Below are 22,839 nucleotides of genomic sequence, written 5' to 3' on the forward strand. Positions count from 1 at the left end.
CACCACGCGCGGCTTTCGCGAGCCCGAGGTGCGCGCGCTCACCCACTGGATCTGCGACGTGCTCGATCGCATCGACGATGAGGCGGTGAGCGCGCGGGTGCGCGCCCAGGTGCAGGCCCTCTGCGACCGCTTCCCGGTGTACGGTAAAGCCCGCTAAATGTCGAATGATCATTCCGCGGCTCTTCGCGGCAAGCCCGCCAAATATCACGGCTACGCACACGATGAAACCTTATGATCAAATAAGATATTGATATAAAAGCATTATTTATTTTGGCACGGCATTTGTTATGTGACTCACCAAGGCGCAATCCCGCGTCCTGCGCCACACGAGGTGATCACGATGCATGCACACACCCAATCCCATCGCTTCGCCCATGCCGTGCTGGGCGCCAGTCTGCTTTCCCTGCTGGCGTCGGCGTCTGCCGTTGCCGGTACCTGCCCGCCGGACAAGATCGGCAAGAATGCTCTGGCCGGTGCCCCGACGATGCCAAGCGGCGTTACCGACCGCGAACTGGCCTCGATCGATCTGACCAAGGAGAAAGTCAAGCTGAACCAGCGCCGCCTGCGCTTGCGCCACATGACGATTCAGCCCGGCGGTGTCGTGCCGCTGCATAGCCACGCCGACCGGCCGGCGCTGATCATGGTGGATTCCGGTGAGCTCTACGAATACAGCAGCCAGTGCCGCGAGCCGCTCCTGCACAAGGCCGGGGACATCTCGCGCGAGGCGCAGGGCACGCTGCACTGGTGGAAGAATACCGGCACCGCGCCGGTGGAGCTGACCATCGCTGACATCGTCAACGACGGCAAGCCCGATCCGCGCAAGGACGGCATGTGAGCCCTGCGCCAGGGGGTCCGCCCGGGCATCGGAGCGCCGCGCCGATGCCTTTGCTGCCTGCAGCGCGACTGCGCTGCGGAGGTGATCCGTCCCATGCCTGCATCGATGTTTGCGCTCGCTGCCGTCCTGACCGTGGCCATGATGCTGGCGGCCGTCATGGGCTTTGCCATTCAGCGCGGCGCAACCTGCACCGTAGCCGCCGTCGATGAAATCCTCAAGCAGCATCGCGCCTACCGTCTGCTCGCCATGGTCGAGGCCTCCATCTGGGTATTGGGCGGAGTGCTCATCGGCAAGGCGCTGGGTCTCGTCAACCTGATGCCGGCGGGCTACCGGCCGAGCTCGCTGACCGTGCTCGGCGCCGTGCTGCTCGGTCTGGGCGCCGCGGTGAATCGCGCCTGCGTGTTCGGCGCAATCGCCCGCTTCGGGTCCGGCCAATGGGCGTATGCGGCAACGCCGCTCGGATTTTATCTCGGCTGCCTGGCCTTTCCGCTGTTGTTTCCCGGGCTGGCTCCGACCCCACTGTCTAGCGAAGCACCGGCCTTGCGGGCACCGCTCGGATGGGCCGTCCTCGCCGCGCTCTGGATGGGCTGGCGCGTGCTCCGGCCGCTGGCGACGGCCGTCAGGCAGCGCACCGCACCGGCAGCGGCCTGCCTCGGGTTGCGGCAATGGCTCAGCGCTACGCGCTGGACGCCCCATGCAGCCACCGTCGTGATCGGCATCACCTTCCTGCTGCTGCTGTGGCTGGTCGGCGCCTGGGCGTACACGGAGGTGCTCGCCGAACTGGCACAGGGCATGGCGATGGATCTGGGTGCACGCACGCTGCTATTTCTGGCCCTGCTGGCCGGGGCCGCCTACGGCGGCTGGACGGCGGGCCGCTTCCGCCACACCCGCGTCACCGCGGGCCTGAGTCTGCGCTGTCTGGCCGGCGGCCTGCTGATGGGGCTCGGCAGTCTGCTGATTCCGGGCGGCAACGACGGCCTGATCCTGCTCGGCATGCCGCTGCTCTGGTCCTACGCCTGGATCGCGTTCCTGACTATGTGCCTCACCATTGCGCTCTATCTGCAGGGCTTCGCGCTCCTCTCCCGACCTGCTGCGTAGCGGGCTGCTGACCCAAAGAGAGCCCCGCCGACGGCACCCCGTGAGGTGGCGCCGCCCCCGGGGCCAAACTTCCCCGCGGTCGTTACCGCGGGGATACGGAGGACTCAGGTGAAATGGTTGCGTAGCTCGCCGGCGATCTCGAAGATGTCGCCGACCACGCCGTAGCGGGCGATGTTGAAGATCGAGGCCTCGGGGTCCTTGTTGACGGCGATGATGTTGGGCACGTGCTTCATGCCGGCCATGTGCTGCACCGAACCGGAAATACCCAGCGCGATGTAGATCTTGCAGTTGCTGACCGTCTTGCCCGACTGCCCGACCTGACGGTACTTCGGCAGCCAGCCGTTATCGGCGATCGGGCGCGAGCAGCCCAGCGTGAAGCCCATCCGCTCGGCCAGTTCCTCGAACTCGGCGACGTGCTCCTCCTCACCGATGCCGCGGCCGATCGAGAGCATGTACTCGGCCTGGGTGATGTCCACTCCGTCGCCGGCCTCGGGCTCGCGATACCCCAGGTGCTGGCTGCGCGGCGACGCGGCCGGGGCGTCGAAGACGCTGACAGCGGGGCTGGCGCTACCTTCGGCGGCCTTGAAGGCGTTGCCGCGCAGGGTTAGCAGCACCGTTGCCTTGCCGGGGAAATCGAGTTCGACATGCACCTTCTCGCGATAGCCGGCGCGGGTCGCGACCAGGGTGTCGCCCTCGTAGCGCAGGCCGAAGACATCAGTGGTAAAACCATAGCCGCCTCTGACGGCGAGCGCCGGCGCGTAGCCCCAGGCGTCGATGCTGTGCGGCAGCAGCACCAGCGCCGGGCGGCGGCTGCCGATCAGCGCCAGCACTGCCTCGGTGTAGACGTCGCTCTGGAACTCGGCGACCGGCACGGCGACCTTGATCAGCTCGTCGACCCCGCCGACGCCGAGCCGCGCAAGGTAGGCATCCGGGTCTTGGGCAAGCACGGCCACGGCGACCGTGCCGCCCCTGGCCGTCTTCAGCTCAGCCGCCGCCGCGATGCACTCCAGCGTCACCGGGTTCAACTCGCCGCGACGATGCTCCGCAATAACCAGTATCCCGCTCATCCGTTCACCCCTCTCAGCTCATTGATGATCTCGGCCAGGCGCCTGGCCTGCTCCGCCGGCGTGCCCTCGATCAGCTCGGCCTGCCCCTTGGCCGGCACGTACATGCGCCGCACCCGGCAGGCCGAGCCGGCCTCGCCGACCTGCGCATCAGACAGGCCCAGCTCGCGGTGCGACAGCACCTCGATCGGCTTGGCGCTGGCCTGTTTGATGCCACGCAGCGAGGCGTAGCGCGGCTCGTTGATACCGAGCTGGATGGTCAGCACCGCCGGCATCTGCACCGCCAGCTCCTCCTGCAGCCCGCCTTCGAGTTCGCGGCATACTTTGGCGCTGGCTGCACCCGGCGTGTAGTCGAGCGCGGAGACCACCGCCACGTGCGGCCAGCCGAGCAGCGCGGCGACACCGACCCCGGTCTGGGCGTAGGCGTGATCGGCGGCCTGCGCGCCGGTCAACACCAGATCGGCGCCCTCGCGCTCGGCGAGCCGGGCGAGCAGCCGCGCGATTACCGTCGGATCGGAGCCCGCCAGCGCCGCGTCCCAGACGCGGATGCCGCGCTCGCCGCCCTTGGCCAGGCACTTGCGCAGGCCCTCCTCGGCCTGCGTCGGACCCACCGTGACCGGCACCACCTCGACCGCCGCACCGTGCCGCTCCTGCAGTTGCAGCGCGACTTCCCAGGAGTAGTCGTCCCATTCGTTGAGTTCGTGGTTCAGGTAATCGGGATCGACGTCCCGGCCGTCCTCCCGCAGTTCGAAGTCCTCGTCGAGGACCGCCACTTGCTTCACAGGCACTAGGATCTTCATGTCGTTCACACTCCTGGATGGGTTGTTGCGGCCGCCTGGCGCGGGCCGGCCGCCTCGCTCATCGCACCGGCCGCCAGGGTCTGAACGGCGGCGAACCTGACCTGGGGATCGGGGTCCTCGACCAGGCACCAGCGATCATCCACGCGAAGCTGCGGGTGCCGGGCGAGCAGCATGCGATTCAGGGGATAGGGATCTTCCAGCAGCAGGCGCAGTGCCGTGTGCGGCGCCCGGCGGTTGAGAATCACCGCGCGGCGCACGTCGCGCTCCGGGTGGCGCGCGATCCGTTCCAGCACCGCAGCGGGCGTGACGGAGTTCTGCCCGAGACTGGAGAGCACGTCGCGGTCGCTATCTCGTACCAGCTCGGCCAGCGTCGCCGCGGCGATATCCGGCCGCAGCGCCACGCCGGCGCGCACCCAGGGGTGGGCATCACACCCGAGTCGCGCCAGCAGATCGGCCGGACAGCGCGGATTGCGCGCCACCGCGCGGCGCACCTCCGCCACCGCATCGCCGGCCAGCCGCCGCAGCACGGCCGTGGAAACCCTGGGGTTGAAGGCCAGCCAGCGGCGTACCCAGACGTCGGGATCGCTGGCGAGCCGCTCCAGGCGCGCGGCGCCGAGCCAGGCGCGCCGTGCCTCGCTGCGCCGCACCTCGCGCGCCGGATCGACGGCGCGCGCCTCCAGCTCGTCCTCCGGCAGGGCCTGGCTGCGCACCGCGGCGGCGCGCACCTGGGCGTCGGGATCGTCGAGCAATTCGACCAGATATTCCGCCGGCGCGGCCGGATTCTCTGCCAGCTTGCGCCGCACCACGGCGTCCGGGCTGCGCAAGGCGGCGCGCTGCAGTTCCACCGGGCAACGCGGATGGGCCGCCACCGCAGCGCGCAAATAGGCATCGCCGCGCAGCCACAGGTCGCGCAGCAGCAGGGCATCGGCGTTGGGGTTGCGGGCGATGTCTTTGAGCTCGGTGAGCGCGGCGCAAGCGGCGAGCTCGCGCAAGGTGGCCAGGCCGGTGGCGGGGTTGGCGCACAGCGCCCGGCGGATCGCCGGCCGCCAGTCCCACGGCAGCGCCGCGAGCAGGCCGGCAGGCGCGTGGCGATGGGCGGCGACGGCCTCCAGCACCGCGCTCGGCGGCGCAGCCGCCACCAGGCGGCGCAGCGTATCCGCCGTGGTTGCCGGATGGCTGGCGACTCGCAGCAGCACCTGCACATCATCGGCCGCGGCACCCACCAGGGCATCCAACAGCGAGTACGGGGTGTACGGCGCCGCCGCCCACAGCCGCCGCTGCCGGGGCGTGGCCAAGAGGATGACTTCGAGCGCACGGCGCGCCTCGGCCGCGACGTAGGGATGCAGCGCACCCGCCACATAGCTGTCCGATGCGGCCAGGGCGCGCTCGAGGAGCCGCTGCAGCGCGCTCATCGCCTCACTCCTGCTCGGCCAGCGCCGGCCCGGCCGCTGCCGCGACGGCTTCCTCGCCGAAGTCCATGCACTCGGCCACCAGCTCGATCAGCTCGCGGATCTTGAGCTTGCCCTCGTGGCCGGTGGTCTTGACCGCGTCCTCGAGCATATTCATGCACTTGGGGCAGTTGACCACCACCGTCTCGACCTCGCCCAGCGCCGCTGCCTCGCGGATGCGGTTCTCCGAGGGCTTCTCCCGGCCGAGCGGATCGGGTGTCCAGATGCGCCCGCCGCCGGCGCCGCAGCAGAAGGAGTTGTCGCGACTGCGCCCCAGCTCGATCAGTTCGCCGCCGAGCCGGCCGATCGCCTGCCGCGGCGCCTCGAAGCCCTTGTTGTAGCGGCCGAGGTGGCAGGGATCGTGATAGGTGACGCGCGCGGCGAGCGGCTTCTTCAGCTTGATCTTGCCCTCGGCCAGCAGCCGCTCGAGCAGGGTGCTGGCATGCTCGACCTCGAAGCGGCCGCCGAACTCAGGGTACTCGTTCTTGAGCGTATTGAAGGAGTGCGGATCGGTGGTGACGATGCGCTTGAAGCGGCACTGGCTCAGGGTTTCGAGGTTGGTCTCGACCAGGTACTGGTACAAACCCTCCTCCCCGACCCGGCGCACGTCATTGCCGGCGTTGACCTCGGCCTCGTAAAGGATGCCGAAGTCGACACCGGCGGCGTGCAGGATGCGGGCGAAGGCCTGCGACACCTTCTGATAGCGCGGATCGAACGAGGCGAAGTCGCCGACGAACCACAGCACGTCGACCGCCTCGCTGCGGGCGTCCTTGATCTCGAAGCCGAGCTTCTTGGTCCAGGCCGGGCGCTTGCGCTTGTTCTCGCCGAAGGAGTTGCCTTTCTTCTGGATGTTCTGCAGCGCCGTGCGCACCATCGGGTCCATCGCGCCCTGCTCGATCAGCGCCCGGCGCATCTCGACGATGACCGGCACGTGCTCGATACCGACCGGGCAGATCTCCACGCAGGCGGCGCAGGTGCGGCACGACCACAGCGTCTCGGCGCGCACCTGGTTGACGCCATCACCGCTTGCGGCGAGCGCCTCGGGCCCCGGCAGGGCGCGCCCGGAGAGGAGCGCCTCGGACAGCTCGCGCAGGCTCAGGATCAGGTCGCGCGGCGACAGCGGATAACCGCTGGCGTTGGCCGGGCAGGCTTCGTGGCAGCGCCCGCACTTGGTGCAGGCGTCGAAGTGCACCAGCTGTTTCCAGGTGAAATCGGTGATCCGGGTCGCGCCGATGCGCTCCTGCGCCAGATCCGCCTTGGGCAGGCGCTGCACCGGCAGGGGGTCGCGCAGGGCGAGCGCGGCCATGGCGGTGAAGATGTGCTTGGCCTTGGTGAACGGGATCAGCCCGATCAGCGCCAGCGCCAGCAGGCCGTGCAGCCACCACAGCCCGAGGCGCAGCGCCGCCGCGCCCTCGGCATCCAGCCCCAGGCCCTTGAAAATCTGCGCGAGCAGCGCGCCGAGCGGCGACCACCAGCGGTAATCCCACACCGCCGCATCGGCCTGCAGCCACACCAGCCGCGCCGCCTCGAGCACGAAGCCGCTGACTCCGATCAGCAGCAGCGCCCAGAGAAAGGCCCAGTCTTCGCGGCGGTAGGCGCTGCGGTCGTAGTCGGGATCGTCCGGCGCGCGATCGGGACGCGCATAGTCGAGTTTCGGCAGCGCCAGCCAGCGGCGCCGATACATCATGTAGACAAGGCCCGCGAGCAGCGCGATGCCGGCCACATCCAGCACCAGCGAGAACCACAGGTAGAAGGCGCCATGCCAGAAGGTGATGCCGGTCAGCGGCTTCAGGATGTCGTATTCGAGGGTGATGGTCGCGGTGCCGAGGAACAGCAGCGCGAAACCGAAAAAGATCTGCGCATGGGCGCGGCCCGCGGCGCGGTCCCGGCGCCTGAGCGTGCGGTGGCTGAGCACGGTTTTGGCCATGACCACCAGGCGCGTCCCAAGCCCGGCCAGATCCAGCGCTCGCCCGCGGGCGTATTTGCGGTACTGGACATAACAGCCATAGCCGAAGGTCGCCAGGGCGGCGATGGCAGCCAGGTAGAAGGCCGCCAGCATCCAGGCGGGGAAGTCCTGAAACAGGACGCGCGTGATCTGCTCGGGGCTGTGCGCTGGGTCGATCATGGCCGCTCCTCTGGTCGGGCCGGACGGCCGCCGCCGTCCCCCGGGAAGCCCCCGGGGCGGCGCGGGTTGGCGACTTACTGCTGGTACTCGATCTCGAAGGAACCGCCCGGCATGTGCGGCGCGCCCCAGACCGCCACCTCGCGGCGATACGGCTTCGGATACTGCGCATCCGGCTCCTCGATCTCGCGCGCCAGCCGGTGACCGTCGAAGGTGGCGTCGGCTATCAGCTTGGGCGCCCAGGCATCGCCGATCAGATACACGCCCTTGACGCCGTGACGGCCCCACTCGTCCTTGCGCGCCTTGAGGCCGTTGTACAGCTCGACCTTGGAGTGCCGGCCGGTGACCAGCACCAGGGAGTCGAAGTCGTACCAGCGGTGGCTCTGGTTCTCCTTGCGCGGCAGCTTGCCCGGACCGCGGTACTGGCGCTGGTAGCCATCGCCCCAGATGTTGTAGAGCTCGATGCGGCCCTCTTCGACGCGCGAGGCCCAAACGTCACCGATCACGTGGATGCCCAATTCGTGCAGCATGCGGTGCATGTTCGGGTATTCGAGCGTGAAGTGCATGTAACGGCCGAGCTCGACGCCGGAGGCGATGGTCACCTCGTGGCCGGCCTCGCGCAGCTTCTGTGCCAGACTCGGCGCCATGAAGTACTGGTCGCAGTTGAGGATCATCACCCGCTTACCGATCGGCTTGTTGCCGGCGAAGATCTGCTCCGGGGTGAGGATGTAGGGCAGCGCGGCATCGATGCCCGGCACCGGATCGTGGGTCAGCGCATTGGTGCCGTCGCCGTTCCAGGCCGCGCCGGTGGCGACTACGATCTTGTCGGCGCCGTAGGCCAGCGCCTCGTCGACGGTCATGGGCTTGACGCCCAGGACAAGCTGGGAATCCCGGTTTTTCTTCACCAGCTTGTTGAGCTGCACCTCGCGGTAGTCGCGGTGGTAGCCCCATTCGCCCAACCCGGGCAGGGTGGCGATGTCGTTGATGCAGCCGCCGATCTTGTCGGCCTGGTCGACCAGGTGCACGGTGTAGCCGCGCTCGAGCAGCACGCGGGCGCACTCCGAGCCGGCGGGGCCGGCGCCGATGACCAGGATCGCGTCATCGGAGCCCTTCTTCGGGAAGCGCTCCGGGTGCCAGCCGCGGCGGTACTCCTCACCGGCGGTGGCGTTCTGGGTGCAGATCATCGGCGGTCCGCCGATCTCCCAGCGCGAGATGCAGACGTTGCAGCCGATGCAGGTGCGGATGTCCTCGATCCGCCCCTCTTCGACCTTCTTCGGCAGGAACGGATCGGCGATCGACGGGCGCGCGGCGCCGATCACGTCGAGCTGGCCGGCGCGGATCACCTCGGCCATCTTCTCCGGATCGGTGAAGCGCCCGACTCCCAGCACGACCTTCTTCGATACCTGCTTGATGAAGCGCTGCCAGGGAAGCTGGTGGCCCTGCCGGTAGAAGCGGGACGGCCCTGCATCCTCGCCCCACTCGGCGATGTCGCCGACGTTGACGTCCCACAGATCGACGAAAGCGTCGGCCAGCTCGACGAAGGCCAGGCCGTCGCGCTCGACCTCGACGCCGGCCTCCCCGTAGAGGGTATCCACCGCGAAGCGGGTGGCGATCGCACAATCGTCGCCGACCGCCCGCTTGACCTTCTCCAGGGTCTCGACCCAGAACCGGGCGCGGTTCTGCAGCGAGCCACCGTACTTGTCCTTGCGCTTGTTGTAGTAGGGGGAGAGAAACTGCAGGGGCAGATACGAGTGGGCGCCGTAGACATAGACGATATCGAAGCCGGCGTCACGCGCCCTGAGCGCAGCGTCCACGTAGAACTGCTGCACCATCCGAATATCGTCGTAGTCCATCTCCTTGCAGTAGGTGAGGGTCTCGAACTCGGAGGCGTACTGGCTGGGCCCGCGCGGCGTGCAGCGCGACTCCATGCAGGGCGCGTGGGAACCGCCGTACCACATCTCGACGCCGGCCAGGGCGCCGTATTTGTGGATGTGCTCGGTCATCGCGCGCAGGTTGCGTACGTCGCCCTCATCCCACAAGCGCGCGGAAACGCGGTGGATGTCATCGGATTCCGGATGGATCGAGCAGTATTCAGTATTGATTCCGCCCCAGCCGCCTTCTGCCTTGAGCGAGCGGTGCGCGGCCTGAAAGCCCGGTTTGTCCGAACCCGCACCGATGCAATGGGGCACCTGGTAGAAACGGTTTTTCAGCGTCTTCGGGCCGATCTGGATCGGTTCGAACAGAATGTCGTATTTCGGATCACGCGCCATCTCTCCCACCTCTCTCCACCTTGGATTGTCTGGTCTACGCGGCGAAACATAATCCATCCGCGTCGATTTCAATTCTGATCACCCTGCCCCGGACTGCAATTGCGCGCAGGGTATACCAAAGAGGAAGTAATTTTTCGGCCGTAATCGACTGTTTTGTTGAACGTCAAGAACCCTTCTCTCTGGCAGACTCAATGATCTTTCGGTATCTGCCATAGCCGTTCGATCTCCTCTACCCACTTTTGGTTATTTCTTTTAAAGCATGGCAATTACAGGACAAAACGCCTAAGCAATACCCCCAGATTGTTCGGTCGTGTTTCCTACCCAATCGAGGTTATCTCGTAGAAGACATGGCACCACAAAAGCCGGAAGCCTAATAAATGCGTGGGAAACATGGCGTCCCCAAAACTCATCACCTGAGCGATACGCCCAGTGATTTACTCCAGCCCCGCAGATGAGAGGTCGAACGAGATGACGAGTCAATCCGCCCTGAAGATCGAAGAGCTGCCGCGGCAATCGGTGCTGAACGTCCGCCACCGCGAACTCGGCTCGACATTCAACGGCATGGCCTGGAACGACATGCCGACGCCGTGGGATTACCGGACCGATCCCAATGACGAAGTGATCGCGGTGCGCACCTGCGCCGGTCTCTACGACGTCTCGATGCTGCAGATGCGTCGCGTCAGCGGGCCCGACGCCTTGGCGGTCGTAGACTATCTGGTCAGCCGCGACATGACCAAGATCAAGCCCGGCGTCGTCGCGCTGTGCAACGAGGTCGATGACAACGGCATCGTCTGCGACGACATCAGCATCTTCTGCGACGGCGAGAACCGCTACCGCGTCGTGACCGGCTCGGGCGACACCGCGCGGCACCTGGCGCGGATCGCCAAGGGCAAGAACGTCGTCATCGAGGAGAACCGCGACACCCACATCCTGTCGCTGCAAGGGCCGAAGGCGCTGGCGGTACTCGCCCCGCACACGCCCTTCAATCTGGCCAGCCTCAAATATTTCACGCACGCCGACACGACACTGTTCGGCCGCAAGGTCAACATCGGCCGCCTCGGTTACTCCGGCGAGCAGGGCTACGAGATCTACTGCGCCGCCGCCGATGCGGTGTTCCTCTGGGACGCCATCCTCGAACACGGCAGGAAGGCCGGTGTGATGCCGTGCTCCTGGGCCTCGCTCGACCTGATCCGGGTCGAGGCCGCGCTGGCCTTCTACCCGTACGAGATGCCCGGCGGCGCCACCCCCTGGGAGTGCGGCATGGGCTGGGCGGTGTCGCTGGACAAGAAGGGCGATTGGCAAGGCAAGGCCGCCGTCCTGGCGGCCAGGGGCAAGGAGCGCAGCAAGCTGGCCGGCATCGTCTGCAAGCATCACCAGGCGGTCGAGCCGGGCGCCAAGCTCTACAAGGACGGCAAAGAGGTGGGCGTCGTCACCAGCCCTTCCTACAGTCGGTACCTAATGAAGTCCTTGGCCCTGGCACAGATCAAGCCCCAATACACGGCTCCCGGGACCACGCTGGAAGTGAGAGGCGCGCAGATCGCCTGCCAGGCGCTCGTCGAGCCGATCCCCTTCTATGACCCGATGAAGATCCGGCTGCGCCCCGAGAACTTCAAATAACCCGCGCGGCAGCGCACCAACGATGACCGGGTGCTTCGCTCAGGGAGCGCCCGAACCAGACCTGACAACCATTACGACCATCGAGGAGCCTCCACAGAATGCTTTCCCCCACAGTGCCTCGCCGCAATGGATGTGTAGTCCGGACGCTCGATCCCAGGTGAAAGCAGGCGATTTGCGGAGGTCTCCCCTGCCAAAGGTGGAGAACCATGAGAGATGATGCGACTGTGATGACGCCGGAACTGGCGCTGACGCCTTCTGGCGCCGCGGGCGAAGGTTCCCTGCAACGCCAGATCGATTGGACGGGCGCCTTCTGGGTCGCCAGCGGCGTACCGGCGCTGGTGCTGTTTTCGATCGGCGCGATCGCCGCGACGGTCGGCAAGCCATCCTGGCTGGTGTGGACGATTTCGATCGGCTTCGGCTTCCTGCAAGCCTTCACCTATGCCGAGATCGCTGGCCTCTTCCCCGACAAGACCGGCGGCGCCTCGGTGTATGGCGCGATTGCCTGGGTACGCTACAGCAAGCTGATCGCGCCGATCTCGGTGTGGTGCAACTGGTTCGCCTGGGCGCCGGTGCTGGCGATCGGCTCGGGGCTGGCCGCCGGCTACATACTCAGCGTGCTGTTCCCCGCCGATGCGGCGATCAACACCTGGCAGCTCACGCTGCTCGACCTCGGCTGGCTCAAGGAAGGGCTGACGCTGCGCATCAACGCCACGTTCATCATCGGCACGGTATTGCTGCTGATGGTTTATGCCATCCAAAACAAGGGCATCCTCAACGCTGCGCGCACGCAGATGATCCTGAGCCTGTCGGCGCTATTGCCGCTGCTGCTGGTCGGCATCGTGCCGTTGCTGAGCGGCGACCTGCCGCGCGAGCACTTCGCCCCGCTGCTGCCGATCGCCCACGATAGCGCCGGCGCAGTCATCGACGGCACCTGGAACATGGCTGGCATCACGCTGATGGCCGGTGGTCTGTTCATCGCCGCCTGGTCGACCTACGGCTTCGAGACTGCGGTCTGCTACACGCGCGAGTTCAAGGATCCGAAGACCGACACCTTCAAGGCGATCTTCTACTCCGGCCTGCTGTGCGTGTTCGCCTACACGCTCATCCCGCTGGCCTTCCAGGGTGCGCTCGGCCTCGAGGGCATGCTGGCCGAAGACATCTACAGCGGCATGGGCGTGGGCAAGGCGATGGTCGGCATGGTCGGCGGCGGCTATGTGCTGGAGAACATTCTGGTGGTGATGCTGGTGCTGGCGGTGGTACTGTCGATCATGACCACGATGTCGGGTGCCGCGCGCACGCTGTACCAGGCCTCGGTCGACGGTTGGCTGCCCAAGTACCTGTCGCACGCTAACGCGCACGGCGCGCCGACCAGCGCGATGTGGACGACGCTGGCGTTCAACCTGGTGCTGCTGATGATGTCCGACTACGTGTTCGTGCTTGCGATCTCGAACGTCGGCTACCTGATCTTCAACTTCCTCAACCTCAATGCCGGCTGGATCCACCGCCTTGACCGGCCGCACTGGGAGCGGCCGTTCCGGGCTCCGACCTGGCTGATCGTCATCGGCGCTGTCCTTTCCTTCGTCAACCTGACCCTGCTCGGCATGGGCGCCAACATCTGGGGCGCGGGCACGCTGATCTCCGGCCTGCTGTTCGCCGCGCTGATCATTCCGATCTTCGCCTACCGCCACTACATCGTCGACAAGGGCCGCTTTCCCGAGGAGATGGTCTCCGACCTGCACCTCAGCGATCGCGGCGTGGTCAACGGCGCCGGCATCTGGCCTTACGTGACGCTGGTCGCCGCCGCCATCGTCGTGTTTGTCGCCAACCGCATCGCGGTCTACTGAAGCCTGGCCGGGCCCGCAGGCCGGGCCCGGCACCACTGGGGAGGCTGAACATGTTGGTCACTGGCATCAAGAGTCAGCCGGTCTACGCCGAGCTGATGCCCGATCCGCGCGGCACCCGTCACCTGTTGCTCGCCGAGGGTGACGGCGGCGCCGCGCTGCTGCGGCTGTACGCCTCGTTCCACGCCGAGTGCCAGCCCGGCGAACCTTGCCTGCCGTCGCGGGAGATCCATTACCTCAGGGCGCCCGCGCCGGCCATCGATCACTCGGCCGCGCTGCGGCGGCTCGAGGCCGACGCCGTCGCGCTCTATGACAACCTCGACGATTTCCGCGCCGCGCTGCGCAACCTGCTCGACGAGGCCTGCATGGGGCTACGCCTCTACGTCGCCGGGCGCGAGGGCTTCCTCTGGACGGTGAGCACGCTCGCCAGCGAATTCGGCGTCTACAAGGACGAGATCCAGCGCGAACTCGTCGGCACGCGCGCCCGTCCCGTCTACTGCGTGCATTGCAAGACCCTCAACCACGACGTGACCACCAATATCGCACGCTGCACCGGCTGCGGCGTGATGCTGCTGGTCAGGGATCACTTCTCGCGACGCCTCGGCGCCTACATGGGGGTGTGCGTCGATGCCGAGATGCCCGGCGAGATCCCGCCGATCGAGGAGGTTTTCCGATGAACGACACGCTCTCCGTGCTGGTCGCCGACGTCGAGCAACTGACGCCGCTGATCAAGCTGTTCACGCTGGTGCCGGTGGGCGGCGGGCGCCTGCCCGGCTTTTCCGGCGGCAGCCACATCGTGGTCACGATGGAGGATCGTGGCAAGCGGCACCGCAATCCGTATTCGCTGCTGAGCTCGCCGGAAGACACCCGCTATTACCAGATCGCGGTGCGCCGCGACGATGCCGGGCGCGGCGGCTCACGCTTCATGCACGAACGCGTAGCGCCAGGCACCGTGCTCGCGATCTCCACACCGTTCAACCTGTTTCCGCTCAACCGCCTGGCACGCAAGCACATCCTGATCGCCGGCGGGATCGGCATCACGCCCTTCCTCGCCCAACTCGCCGACCTGCGCCGCAACGGCGCCGAGTACGAGCTGCACTACGCTTACCGCAGCCCCGAGCATGCGGCGTTCCGTGACAAGCTCCTGCAGGAGCATCCGGGGCGGGTCCATTTCCACTGCGGACCGCAGCGGCTGCAACCCGAGGTGCTGTGCGCCGCCCAGCCGCTCGGCACCCATCTCTACGTGTGCGGCCCGCAGCCGCTGATCGACGCCGTGATCGCCGCCGCCCGGGCCGAGGGCTGGCCCGACAGCCACATCCACTGGGAACGGTTCAGCGCCCCGCCCGAGGGCAAGCCATTCACGGTGGTGTTGGCGAAAACGGGAATCGAGATCGGGGTGGCCGCCGATCAGACGGTGCTCGAAGCGCTGGAGCACGCCGGCCTCGAACCGCGCTGCCTGTGCCGTGGCGGCGCCTGCGGCCAGTGCGAGACGGCAGTCCTCGAGGGCGAGGTCGAGCACCACGACCACTACCTGTCGGCCGCGGACAGGGCCGCGCACCGCAAGATGATGATCTGCGTCTCGCGCGCGCGCAGCGAGCGGCTCGTCCTCGATATCTGAATCCGCACCCGGAGGAGATCCAGCATGTCCATCGCGGTCCAGCTCAAGCCGATCGAAACCTTTCGCGATGACTACACCTTCAGCAACAGCCCTGAGGCGATCCGCCGCTTCCCCTTTCCGTTCCCCGAAGACCACTACATGTATTCGGTGAACATCGAGCCGCATGTCCGCGGAGCGCCCGGCTCGGTGTACGAGGCGGTGTTCGACACCGACGAGCACTACCTCTCGGAAATGGAAGACCGCCGCCTCGTGCTCGAAGAAGATCCGCAGCGCTGCATCGTGCTGCCGCACATGATGGATGCGCAGTGGGACACGCTCGAGCTGCTGATGGAGAACCTCGCCGCCGACTATCCGCAGCTGTTCACGCTGGCCCGCGACGGCAGCCGCTGGAGCTGGGAGAACAAGCCGCTCGGCATCCGCCACACCTTCACCTTCGGCGACGCCTCGACCCTGCCCTACGGGCCATTCGAGTACATCACCCGCCAGGCGCAGGGCGACTTCGCGCTGCTCGACCAGCGCGACGACGATCTGTTCATGGACGGTGGCATGGTCACCACCCAGGCCGACTGGTCATTGGCAGTCGATGCTGGCATGAGCTTCATCGAGTGGCACGCTCCAGTGCCGGTGGCACACGAGCTCGGCGTGTTCGAGCGGGCACTGAAGTTCCTGCTCAACCTGCAGATCGGCAAGCCAGTGCGGCGCCTGAACTGGACCATGACCATCAACCCGCGGCTGGATACCTCGCCGGAGAACTACCACCGCTGGGGCAAGGACCGCGCCACGGTGACGCTCGAGAACGCCGGCCGGCTCGCCCACCTGCGCGTCGAGCTGCAGACTCTGTTCCGGCTGCCGCGCAGCAACGCCATCCTGTTCGGCATTCGCTGCTATCTGATCAGCATCGACGAACTGGCCACGATCCCGAAATGGGCCAAGCGCATGCACCGCGTGCTGAAGACGCTGCCTGCGCCGCTGGTCGATTACAAGGGGCTGACGCGCTATCGCGACACCGTGGTCCGCTACCTCGCGCCCTTGGACGACGGCGCTGCGCTGAGTCATGGCACCGGGCCCGAATGAGATCCCGGCACACCTCACACCAACCCTATCTCACCCGCAATCCAGGAACTGTAACGATGGCCCGGACTTACCGACTGCTGCTCGCCTGCCCCGACCGCCACGGCATCGTCGCCGCGGTCAGCGCCTTCCTCAACCACCACCGCGGCTGGATCGTCGAGGCCAGCCACCACGCCGACCCGGAAAGCGGCTGGTTCTTCATGCGTGACGAGATCCTCGCCGACTCCCTGCCTTTCGACCTCGACGGCTTCCGCGCCGCCTTCGCCGACCTCGCCGCCGAGTTCGACATGCGCTGGCAGATCACCGACTCCGCCGCGCCCAAGCGCGTGCTGCTGCTCGCCAGCCGCGAGGCCCACTGCCTCGCCGATCTGCTCTATCGCTGGCGCAGCGGCGAGCTGCACTTTGACATCCCCGCCGTCATCGCCAACCACGATGAGCTGCGCGGCTACGTCGAGTGGCACGGCATCCCCTACCACCATCTCCCCGTCACCCCGGACACCAAGGCCCAGGCCTTCGCCACCGTCAGTGCTCTGATCGAGGAGTACCGCGCCGACACCATCGTGCTCGCCCGCTACATGCAGATCCTCCCCCCCGAGCTCTGCCGCGCCTACGCCGGGCGCATCCTCAACATTCACCATTCCTTCCTGCCCGCCTTCGTCGGCGCCCGCCCCTATCACCAGGCCGCCGCGCGCGGGGTCAAGCTTATCGGCGCCACCTGCCACTACGTCACCGATGCCCTCGATGAAGGCCCGATCATCGAGCAGGACGTCATCCGCGTCAGCCACCGCCACTCGGTGGCGGAGATGGTGAAACTGGGCAAGGATGTCGAGAAGACTGTGCTCGCCCGCGGCCTGCGCTACCACCTCGAGGATCGCGTGCTCATCCACGGCAACAAGACCGTGGTATTCGACTGACTTCCGAAGACAGCGTCGCCGGCCCCGGCGCCATCATCTCAGCGCCGGGGTCGCGCAACACCAGAGCGCCACAGTCCTCTGGAGACTTGCGACATATACAAAAGAGGTTATTGACTGGCATCGGATATTGCACCAAGTTATTTGGGCTGCCCCCCCCTCGCTCCGCTTCCTTCCCTTGAAGGAAGCGGTAGCATCGAACAAGAACAACACCAAGGCCCGATGAGCAATGCAGCTGGGTCCCGCCGCCGGGATCGAGCGGTTGCTCGCAAGCGGCTCTCATAACGAAAGAAGCGGTGTGATCGCCAAAAGCAACTAGATGAAAGCGCCAGCCTGGAAGCCAGCATCGCCACGCGATGTGCCGAAAGTGTCGCGGCTCATCGGGCTGAGCGGCCTGGGCGCTCTCGTGGCGACGGGCGGCAGTTGGTGGGCCGCCGGCCTGCTCGGCGGCGCGCCTGCGCTGGCCGCTGGCACTCTCGGCCTGCTGCAGGGCGGGTTGCTGCTGCTGACTCTGCTCCTCGACCTCTACCTGCTGTTCGTATGCAGGCGGCTGGCCGCATTGCACCAGAGCCAGACGGCACCACCGCAGTCGGAAACCGCGCCCCCTGACAGCGCCGGCTCCGACCGCGTCCCGGCGGAGCTGATGCAGAACGTGCTCGCCAGCCTGTTGGAAGAGCCGGAATCCTCCGAACCCTTCGTCGAGTTGCTCAAGAAAATCGAAAGTCTCATCGGCGCCACGGCGAGCATCATTTTCTTGCGCACGGAACCCGACGGCGAGTTCGAGCCCTGGGCCTGGACCTCGGCCAATGAGCGCGATCGGCTGAGCAGCCTGGTGCGCTATTCCGCCGCCGAACTGGGACTCGGCGCGCGCGCTGCGGTCCGGCTCATCCCCTATCCCGACGAGCCCTATCTGTGCCTGATCGCGGTTCGTCTGGGCGAGGAAACGCAACCGACCGGTCTGTTGCTGCTGCAAGCGCCGGCCACCGCCGATACCGACAGGCAGTTGCTGCCGTACCTGGAAACCCTCGGACGGCGGCTCTCCGAGCTCGTCTACAGCGCGCGGCGCGCGCAACTCAACCGCCGGCTGGCGCTGTACGACGAGCGGGCGACCATCGCCCGTGAGCTGCACGACTCGCTCGCCCAATCACTCTCTTATCTGAAGATGAAAGTCAGCTGCCTGCAATCGCTGCTGCAGCAGGCCCCATCGGCCGTCGAACCCCTCGACGTCAACAGCGTGATCGAGGATGTCCGGAACAATCTCAACCGGGCGTATCGGCAGTTGCGTGAAATCATCACTGCCTTCCGCCTGACGATGAATGGCCGCACGCTGCGGCAGGCGCTCGAGGATTCGATCGAAGAATTCGAAAAGCACAGCAGCATCGTCTTCGAACTCGACAACCGCCTCTCCAGTGACAGGCTATCGGTCGATGAGGAGATGCAGGTTCTCTACATCATCCGCGAAGCCCTATCCAACATCGTGCGCCATTCCCATGGCAAGCACGCCCGCATAACACTGTCCGAACGGGAGGATGGAACAGTCCTGATCAGCGTCACGGATGACGGTATAGGCTTCCAATCGCCCACCAGCCAGGTCCGGCATTATGGGCTGATCATCATGCAAGAGCGGGCCCACAGCCTGGGCGGGGACATCCGTTTCGAGGCCGGCCCCAGCAATGGCACCTGCGTCAAGGTGAGCTTTCGTCCCAAGAAAAATCTACATGCGCCTATCCCACCACCGAGGAGACCACTAGATGAGCCAGTCGAACCGTAACACGGTCTTGATCATCGACGACCATCCGATCTTCCGCAACGGGATTTCCCAGTTGATAGAGTTCGGCGGCGATTTCCAGAAGATCGGGGAAGCCGCCTCAGGCGCCGAGGGCATCGAGTTGGCCAAACGCCACAAGCCGGACCTGATCTTGCTGGATTTGAACATGCGGGGGATGAACGGCATCCAGACCCTGAAAGCACTAAAGGAGATGGATCTGGATTCGCTGGTGATCATCGTCACCGTATCCAACGCTGAAGAGGATCTGGTCGCCGCCCTGCGGGTCGGCGCCGACGGCTATCTGCTGAAAGACATGGAGCCCGAGGAGTTCATGGCCAAATTGCGCAGCGCTGCCGCGGGCCAGGTCATCCTCGATGAAAGACTGACGAAACTGCTGGCTCACGCCCTGCGGGGCGACAACCATACACCAGAGCCAAGCGAAGTCGCGCTGACCAACCGCGAATGGGAGATCCTGACCCTGATCGCCGACGGTCTGTGCAACAAGCTGATCGCCCGCGAACTCTCGATCAGCGACGGCACCGTCAAAGTCCATGTCAAGCATCTGCTGCAGAAGCTCAACCTGCGCTCGCGCCTCGAGGCCGCCGCCTGGGCTCACCAGAACGGCATTACCCGAGCGCGGCACTGAGCCGCGCTCGGCCGCCAATCTCAGCTGCCTTGCCCGCCGCCCCCGGGATGGGGCGTCATCATCTTGGTGCGCCGGACTCGCCGAGCAGCGTCTCATAGGGCAGATTGGCCACAGCGACTGGCGCAGCGATGCCGTTGCCCTGGGCGTAATCGCAGCCGAGCTCGCGGATCAGCGACAGTTGCTGCTCGGTCTCGATACCGTCGACGATCACCTTCATGTGCAGCGCGTGGGCGAAGGCCACGAGCGCCGCAATGAAGTTCGCCTGCTTCTGGCCGGCCAGGATGGTGGCACCATCCAGGCGAATCATGTCGATCGGCATATCCTGCACCACTGCCAGCGAAGCCGTGCTGCTGCCGAAGGCATCGAGCACGAAGCGCAGGTTACGCGCCCGCAGATACTCCAGGCGCTCGCGGGCCATCGTGGGATTGCGGGCGATGAAGTCTTCGCTGATGCAGAAGGCAAAACCGCACGATGCGGGCCCGGTCTTGTCCAGGCGCTCTTCGAGCCGCGCAATGAAATCCTCATCCAACAGCGCCTCTCCAGGGACCTGGAGGTAGACGGTGACGTCCTCTTTCCACGAGAAGCGCTGCCACGACTCGATCTGGGCACATACCGCGGCAAACATCCATTCCCATAGCCGAATGGTCAGTTGCGTGTTCTCCACCAGCGCGATGAACTGGTCGGAGAACATGTTGCCGCGCCGCGGATGCGACCAGACCAGGCGCGCCTCGAGCCCACCGACTCGGCCGTTTTGCAGCGAAATGGTGGGCTGCCAGTACAGGCACAGCTCGTTGCGCTCCAGCACCACTTGCAGCTCGTCCTCCATCTGCGACAAGGCCGCCACCTTGGCATTGATCTGCAGATCGAATACCTCGTAGCGCCCACCGCCGAGGGCCCTGGCTCTGCCCAAGGCGAGCTCCGCATCCTGCAGCATGTCTTCGCTGCGCTCGTATCCGCTCGCGCTCAGCGCGATGCCGATGCTGGCCGTGACATAGACTTCCGAATCGTCGATCTGCAGCGGCGCGCGTAGGCTATCCTGGATGCTGCGGGCGACGTTGATGACCTCACGGATATCGTTGACGTGCTCCAACAAGATCCCGAAGCGCTCATCCTTCAGCCGCGAGATGACGGGCGCAGGCTCGATGCCATCTTTCAGCAAGCGGCTGATCTGGAAAGCCGCCCGGTCCACGAACTTGGCGCCGAAGCGGTTGAGGGGGCCGTGTGTACGGTCGAGATCCAGCAGCAACAAGGCAAACGCATAACCGTCGTTGAGCTTCGCCTTCTTGAGCGCGTGGTTGATGTGATCGATGAACAGATCCGATGTCCGCAAACCGGTGACCAGATCATATAAAAGCTGATCCCGCAGCCTCTGCTCATCGCGCTTGCTCTGCGTGACATCGATGATGAAACCTTCGAGCGCCAGCAGTTCGCCGCTGCTCGAAAAGATACCGGAGCCGCGCTCCCAGGCCCATTTCTCGCTGCCGTCGGCAGTACGGATGCGATAGACCAGTTCGAAGCGCCGTTCCTCGCGCAGCGCCGCCTGCACCTCGTTCCAGACCCGCTCCCGGTCATCGGGATGAATCAGGCTGCCATAGGACAGATGGCGGCTGTCGATGATATCGGCCGGGGCGTAGCCGGTCAGCTCGCGGCTGCCCGCGCTGACATACTCCATCGTCCAGTCCTGGTTGTTGCGGCCCCGATAGGCCATGCCCGGCAAACCGTCGATGAGGTTGCTCAGCGCGCGATGGCTGGCCTGCAGCGCCTCGTCCTCCCGGACGCGTTCGGTGACATCGGTCAGCGTGCCGACCACTGCGGTAGCATTATCAGCGACGATGGACCTGGCGCGCATCTCCACCCAGATCAGGCCATGCCCGTCGATCAGGCAGCGCAGCCTGAGCGCGCCCGGATCCCCCTCCCCGGCCCTGACCCTTGCCAGATACTCGCTGCAAACCTCGATATCCTGCGGATGGAAATATTTCCGAAAATCCGTCCCCAGGCTTTCCTGCACGGAAAACCCGGTGAGCCTCTGCCAGCCTTCGCTCAGGAAAACCCAGGCCCCGGTCGTTTCGATTTGAAAGACGGCTTGTGGCAAGCAATTGATCAGGTTGAGATAATCTGGCCGGCATTCGGATTCATCGCCGGTATGAAGTATCTTGGCGCGTTGCACGGAGAGCAGCCAGTTGCTTAACGCATTCATGCTTGTTCGACACCCCTTGCGGAGTTCGCACCTCTGAACAAATCCTTAGCCAGAGACTAGGGTGATTTGATATGGGATCGCGGGTCGTATTGCCTGGCTCAATAGTGGCGGAGCCGCCTCTCCCTGGGCAAGCCCGCTGGAGGAGTATTCATTTTAGTATATGGAACACCATGGACCGCGGTAAAAAGGGACCTTGGCCCCCTGCCATACCAGGTTCGCTGGTACGCGCCGCTCGCCGCTCGGCACCACGCCGAAACGCTCGCGATAACGACGGGCGAAGTGCGACCCCGAGGAAAAGCCACAGGCGAGTGCGACGTCGAGCACCGGCGCCGCGGTACGCAGAAGCAAACAGCGTGCGCGCAGCAGCCGCAGTTCGCGGTAGTAATCGGCCGGCGCACAGCCGAGATGGGCCTGAAACAACCGCTCGACCTGGCGCAGCGTGCTGCCGACGCGCCGGGCGATCTCGGCAAGCGCGAGCGGCTCCTCGACGTTGGCCGCCATCAACGCGAGCGCCCGTGACAGCTTCGGCGGTCGCCAGTCGCCGAAGCCGTGGCGCTGTGCAGCGCGGGCAGCGCGGACACGCTGGTAAAGCAGCGCCTGCGCGAGCACTGCAACCAGCGCCGGATCGCCCTGCTCGCGGGCGACCAGATGCAACATCATGTCGCGCGCCGCGCTGCCGCCGCCACAGGTATAGCGGTCGCGGTCGATCTCGAACACGCTGGCGGACACGATCAGTTGCGGGAACATCCGCCGCAGCATGGCGCGACTCGGCCAGTGGATCGTGCAGCGATAGCCGTCCAGCAGGCCGGCACGGGCCAGCCAGTAACTACCGGCATGCACCCCCCCGAGCGCAGTGCCCGCGGCGGCGAGCCGGCACAGCCACTGCAGCAGCGCGCGTGCATCCGCGGGCATCGCACTGCCCGGCGCGGCACAGACGAATAGCGCATCCAGCGGCGGCGCCATAGCGATTGCATAGTCCGGCAGCAGGCGCTCCTCTGCGCCCGCCACCGCTGCGCGGCTGCAGCCGAGTGTCAGCACCCGGTAGAGCGGCTCGCCGCTCAGCGCGTTGGCGAGCCGCAGCGGCTCGCAAGCCGCCATGAAACTGACGCTGGAAAAGCCCGGCAACAACAAAAAGCCGCAACGTCGCGTCTGTGCCTGCATCTCTTCTTCGCTCTGGCCTTGTCCGAGGTGTTAATAACCGTTTTGCGGTGGCGCGCGCAGCCCCCATGAGGAGTACTCCATCCCCTCAGGCAGGGCTGGGGCCGCTTCACGACGCATCCCGCGCCATGAGGAGTTGCACGCGTCAACAGCACACCCTGAATCTCGACCGCGATGGGGCGGAGCGAAGCGCCCGGCGGAGCCGGGGACGGATGAGCCGCTGGGGAGTTGCTTCATCGCATGGCGCAACACTGGACCGGCGCCTGCGTCCGCGCCGAGCACCGGGTTTCAGGGTTGACAGGGCGTCAGATCAAAACGATCATAAGCGATCATAATTAACAACCCAAAAAACCTTATAAAAAACAAGCTAATGAG

17 protein-coding genes are annotated in these 22,839 nt (G+C 65.9%); 10 read left to right on the plus strand and 7 right to left on the minus strand.

Translation table 11 applies throughout. The features are described 5' to 3' along the window. Nucleotides 1–340 precede the first annotated feature (340 nt). Together VNJ47_09405 and VNJ47_09410 are read left to right on the plus strand one after the other, a co-directional pair. Nucleotides 341–835, plus strand: a complete 495-nt coding sequence (locus tag VNJ47_09405; protein HXG29049.1) for a cupin domain-containing protein — start codon at nucleotides 341–343, stop codon at nucleotides 833–835. Between the two features lie 93 nt (nucleotides 836–928). Then, nucleotides 929–1,933 carry a YeeE/YedE thiosulfate transporter family protein gene (locus VNJ47_09410; GenBank protein ID HXG29050.1) on the plus strand — a complete coding sequence of 335 codons (1,005 nt, stop codon included), beginning with the start codon at nucleotides 929–931 and terminating at the stop codon, nucleotides 1,931–1,933. Between the two features lie 104 nt (nucleotides 1,934–2,037). Here VNJ47_09410 and VNJ47_09415 read toward each other — a convergent pair whose 3' ends face one another. The 5 genes from VNJ47_09415 to VNJ47_09435 all read right to left on the minus strand — a co-directional run bounded on the left by VNJ47_09415 (nucleotide 2,038) and on the right by VNJ47_09435 (nucleotide 9,637). Further along, nucleotides 2,038–3,000, minus strand: coding sequence for an electron transfer flavoprotein subunit alpha/FixB family protein (locus tag VNJ47_09415; protein HXG29051.1), 963 nt, complete (start codon nucleotides 2,998–3,000; stop codon nucleotides 2,038–2,040). Beyond that, nucleotides 2,997–3,797, minus strand: a complete 801-nt coding sequence (locus VNJ47_09420; GenBank protein ID HXG29052.1) for an electron transfer flavoprotein subunit beta/FixA family protein — start codon at nucleotides 3,795–3,797, stop codon at nucleotides 2,997–2,999. The genes VNJ47_09415 and VNJ47_09420 overlap by 4 nt, the downstream gene beginning before the upstream one ends. A 5-nt stretch (nucleotides 3,798–3,802) precedes the next feature. Then, nucleotides 3,803–5,209 (minus strand): hypothetical protein, encoded by a 1,407-nt coding sequence (locus tag VNJ47_09425; protein ID HXG29053.1) that lies wholly within the window; start codon nucleotides 5,207–5,209, stop codon nucleotides 3,803–3,805. A 4-nt stretch (nucleotides 5,210–5,213) separates the two neighbouring features. Further along, on the minus strand, nucleotides 5,214–7,370 hold the full coding sequence (locus VNJ47_09430) for a heterodisulfide reductase-related iron-sulfur binding cluster (protein ID HXG29054.1): 2,157 nt from the start codon (nucleotides 7,368–7,370) through the stop codon (nucleotides 5,214–5,216). 74 nt (nucleotides 7,371–7,444) lie between these two features. Next, nucleotides 7,445–9,637: an FAD-dependent oxidoreductase gene (locus VNJ47_09435; GenBank protein HXG29055.1), complete on the minus strand. Its 2,193-nt coding sequence runs from the start codon at nucleotides 9,635–9,637 to the stop codon at nucleotides 7,445–7,447. Between the two features lie 468 nt (nucleotides 9,638–10,105). On the opposite strand from VNJ47_09435, the gene VNJ47_09440 reads away from it, so the two are divergent. From VNJ47_09440 to narL, 8 genes are all read left to right on the plus strand, one after another. Further along, complete coding sequence (locus VNJ47_09440) at nucleotides 10,106–11,254, plus strand: aminomethyltransferase family protein (protein HXG29056.1); 1,149 nt, start codon at nucleotides 10,106–10,108, stop codon at nucleotides 11,252–11,254. Between the two features lie 206 nt (nucleotides 11,255–11,460). Then, nucleotides 11,461–13,098, plus strand: coding sequence for an APC family permease (locus VNJ47_09445; GenBank protein ID HXG29057.1), 1,638 nt, complete (start codon nucleotides 11,461–11,463; stop codon nucleotides 13,096–13,098). A gap of 50 nt (nucleotides 13,099–13,148) precedes the next feature. Then, the gene (locus VNJ47_09450; protein HXG29058.1) at nucleotides 13,149–13,772 is read left to right on the plus strand and encodes a dimethylamine monooxygenase subunit DmmA family protein; all 624 of its coding nucleotides are present in this window, start codon (nucleotides 13,149–13,151) and stop codon (nucleotides 13,770–13,772) included. After that, on the plus strand, nucleotides 13,769–14,713 hold the full coding sequence (locus VNJ47_09455) for a PDR/VanB family oxidoreductase (protein ID HXG29059.1): 945 nt from the start codon (nucleotides 13,769–13,771) through the stop codon (nucleotides 14,711–14,713). The genes VNJ47_09450 and VNJ47_09455 overlap by 4 nt, the downstream gene beginning before the upstream one ends. Before the next feature lie 24 nt (nucleotides 14,714–14,737). Further along, nucleotides 14,738–15,787 carry a DUF3445 domain-containing protein gene (locus VNJ47_09460; GenBank protein ID HXG29060.1) on the plus strand — a complete coding sequence of 350 codons (1,050 nt, stop codon included), beginning with the start codon at nucleotides 14,738–14,740 and terminating at the stop codon, nucleotides 15,785–15,787. A 56-nt stretch (nucleotides 15,788–15,843) separates the two neighbouring features. After that, complete coding sequence (gene purU, locus VNJ47_09465; protein ID HXG29061.1) at nucleotides 15,844–16,698, plus strand: formyltetrahydrofolate deformylase; 855 nt, start codon at nucleotides 15,844–15,846, stop codon at nucleotides 16,696–16,698. A gap of 316 nt (nucleotides 16,699–17,014) precedes the next feature. Then, nucleotides 17,015–18,466: a histidine kinase gene (locus tag VNJ47_09470; protein ID HXG29062.1), complete on the plus strand. Its 1,452-nt coding sequence runs from the start codon at nucleotides 17,015–17,017 to the stop codon at nucleotides 18,464–18,466. Then, nucleotides 18,447–19,109: a two-component system response regulator NarL gene (gene narL, locus VNJ47_09475; GenBank protein ID HXG29063.1), complete on the plus strand. Its 663-nt coding sequence runs from the start codon at nucleotides 18,447–18,449 to the stop codon at nucleotides 19,107–19,109. Before VNJ47_09470 ends, narL begins: the two co-directional genes overlap by 20 nt. Before the next feature lie 58 nt (nucleotides 19,110–19,167). On the opposite strand, the gene VNJ47_09480 is transcribed toward narL, so the two are convergent. Both VNJ47_09480 and VNJ47_09485 read right to left on the minus strand, forming a co-directional pair. Continuing rightward, nucleotides 19,168–21,306, minus strand: coding sequence for an EAL domain-containing protein (locus VNJ47_09480; GenBank protein HXG29064.1), 2,139 nt, complete (start codon nucleotides 21,304–21,306; stop codon nucleotides 19,168–19,170). Nucleotides 21,307–21,459: 153 nt separating this feature from the next. Continuing rightward, on the minus strand, nucleotides 21,460–22,467 hold the full coding sequence (locus VNJ47_09485) for a helix-turn-helix domain-containing protein (GenBank protein ID HXG29065.1): 1,008 nt from the start codon (nucleotides 22,465–22,467) through the stop codon (nucleotides 21,460–21,462). Nucleotides 22,468–22,839 lie beyond the last annotated feature (372 nt).

It is taken from the genome of Nevskiales bacterium, assembly GCA_035574475.1.
Taxonomy (GTDB): domain Bacteria; phylum Pseudomonadota; class Gammaproteobacteria; order Nevskiales; family DATLYR01; genus DATLYR01.

What these genes read in the sequence shown, in the direction of transcription:
- VNJ47_09420 (HXG29052.1), bottom strand. Translation starts at nt 3,797, where the DNA reads ATGAAGATCCTAGTGCCTGTGAAGCAAGTGGCGGTCCTCGACGAGGAC.
- VNJ47_09435 (HXG29055.1), bottom strand. Translation starts at nt 9,637, where the DNA reads ATGGCGCGTGATCCGAAATACGACATTCTGTTCGAACCGATCCAGATC.
- purU (HXG29061.1), top strand. Translation starts at nt 15,844, where the DNA reads ATGGCCCGGACTTACCGACTGCTGCTCGCCTGCCCCGACCGCCACGGC.
- VNJ47_09460 (HXG29060.1), top strand. Translation starts at nt 14,738, where the DNA reads ATGTCCATCGCGGTCCAGCTCAAGCCGATCGAAACCTTTCGCGATGAC.
- VNJ47_09470 (HXG29062.1), top strand. Translation starts at nt 17,015, where the DNA reads ATGAAAGCGCCAGCCTGGAAGCCAGCATCGCCACGCGATGTGCCGAAA.
- VNJ47_09425 (HXG29053.1), bottom strand. Translation starts at nt 5,209, where the DNA reads ATGAGCGCGCTGCAGCGGCTCCTCGAGCGCGCCCTGGCCGCATCGGAC.
- VNJ47_09480 (HXG29064.1), bottom strand. Translation starts at nt 21,306, where the DNA reads ATGAATGCGTTAAGCAACTGGCTGCTCTCCGTGCAACGCGCCAAGATA.
- VNJ47_09430 (HXG29054.1), bottom strand. Translation starts at nt 7,370, where the DNA reads ATGATCGACCCAGCGCACAGCCCCGAGCAGATCACGCGCGTCCTGTTT.
- VNJ47_09415 (HXG29051.1), bottom strand. Translation starts at nt 3,000, where the DNA reads ATGAGCGGGATACTGGTTATTGCGGAGCATCGTCGCGGCGAGTTGAAC.
- VNJ47_09405 (HXG29049.1), top strand. Translation starts at nt 341, where the DNA reads ATGCATGCACACACCCAATCCCATCGCTTCGCCCATGCCGTGCTGGGC.
- VNJ47_09455 (HXG29059.1), top strand. Translation starts at nt 13,769, where the DNA reads ATGAACGACACGCTCTCCGTGCTGGTCGCCGACGTCGAGCAACTGACG.
- VNJ47_09445 (HXG29057.1), top strand. Translation starts at nt 11,461, where the DNA reads ATGAGAGATGATGCGACTGTGATGACGCCGGAACTGGCGCTGACGCCT.
- narL (HXG29063.1), top strand. Translation starts at nt 18,447, where the DNA reads ATGAGCCAGTCGAACCGTAACACGGTCTTGATCATCGACGACCATCCG.
- VNJ47_09440 (HXG29056.1), top strand. Translation starts at nt 10,106, where the DNA reads ATGACGAGTCAATCCGCCCTGAAGATCGAAGAGCTGCCGCGGCAATCG.
- VNJ47_09450 (HXG29058.1), top strand. Translation starts at nt 13,149, where the DNA reads ATGTTGGTCACTGGCATCAAGAGTCAGCCGGTCTACGCCGAGCTGATG.
- VNJ47_09410 (HXG29050.1), top strand. Translation starts at nt 929, where the DNA reads ATGCCTGCATCGATGTTTGCGCTCGCTGCCGTCCTGACCGTGGCCATG.
- VNJ47_09485 (HXG29065.1), bottom strand. Translation starts at nt 22,467, where the DNA reads ATGCAGGCACAGACGCGACGTTGCGGCTTTTTGTTGTTGCCGGGCTTT.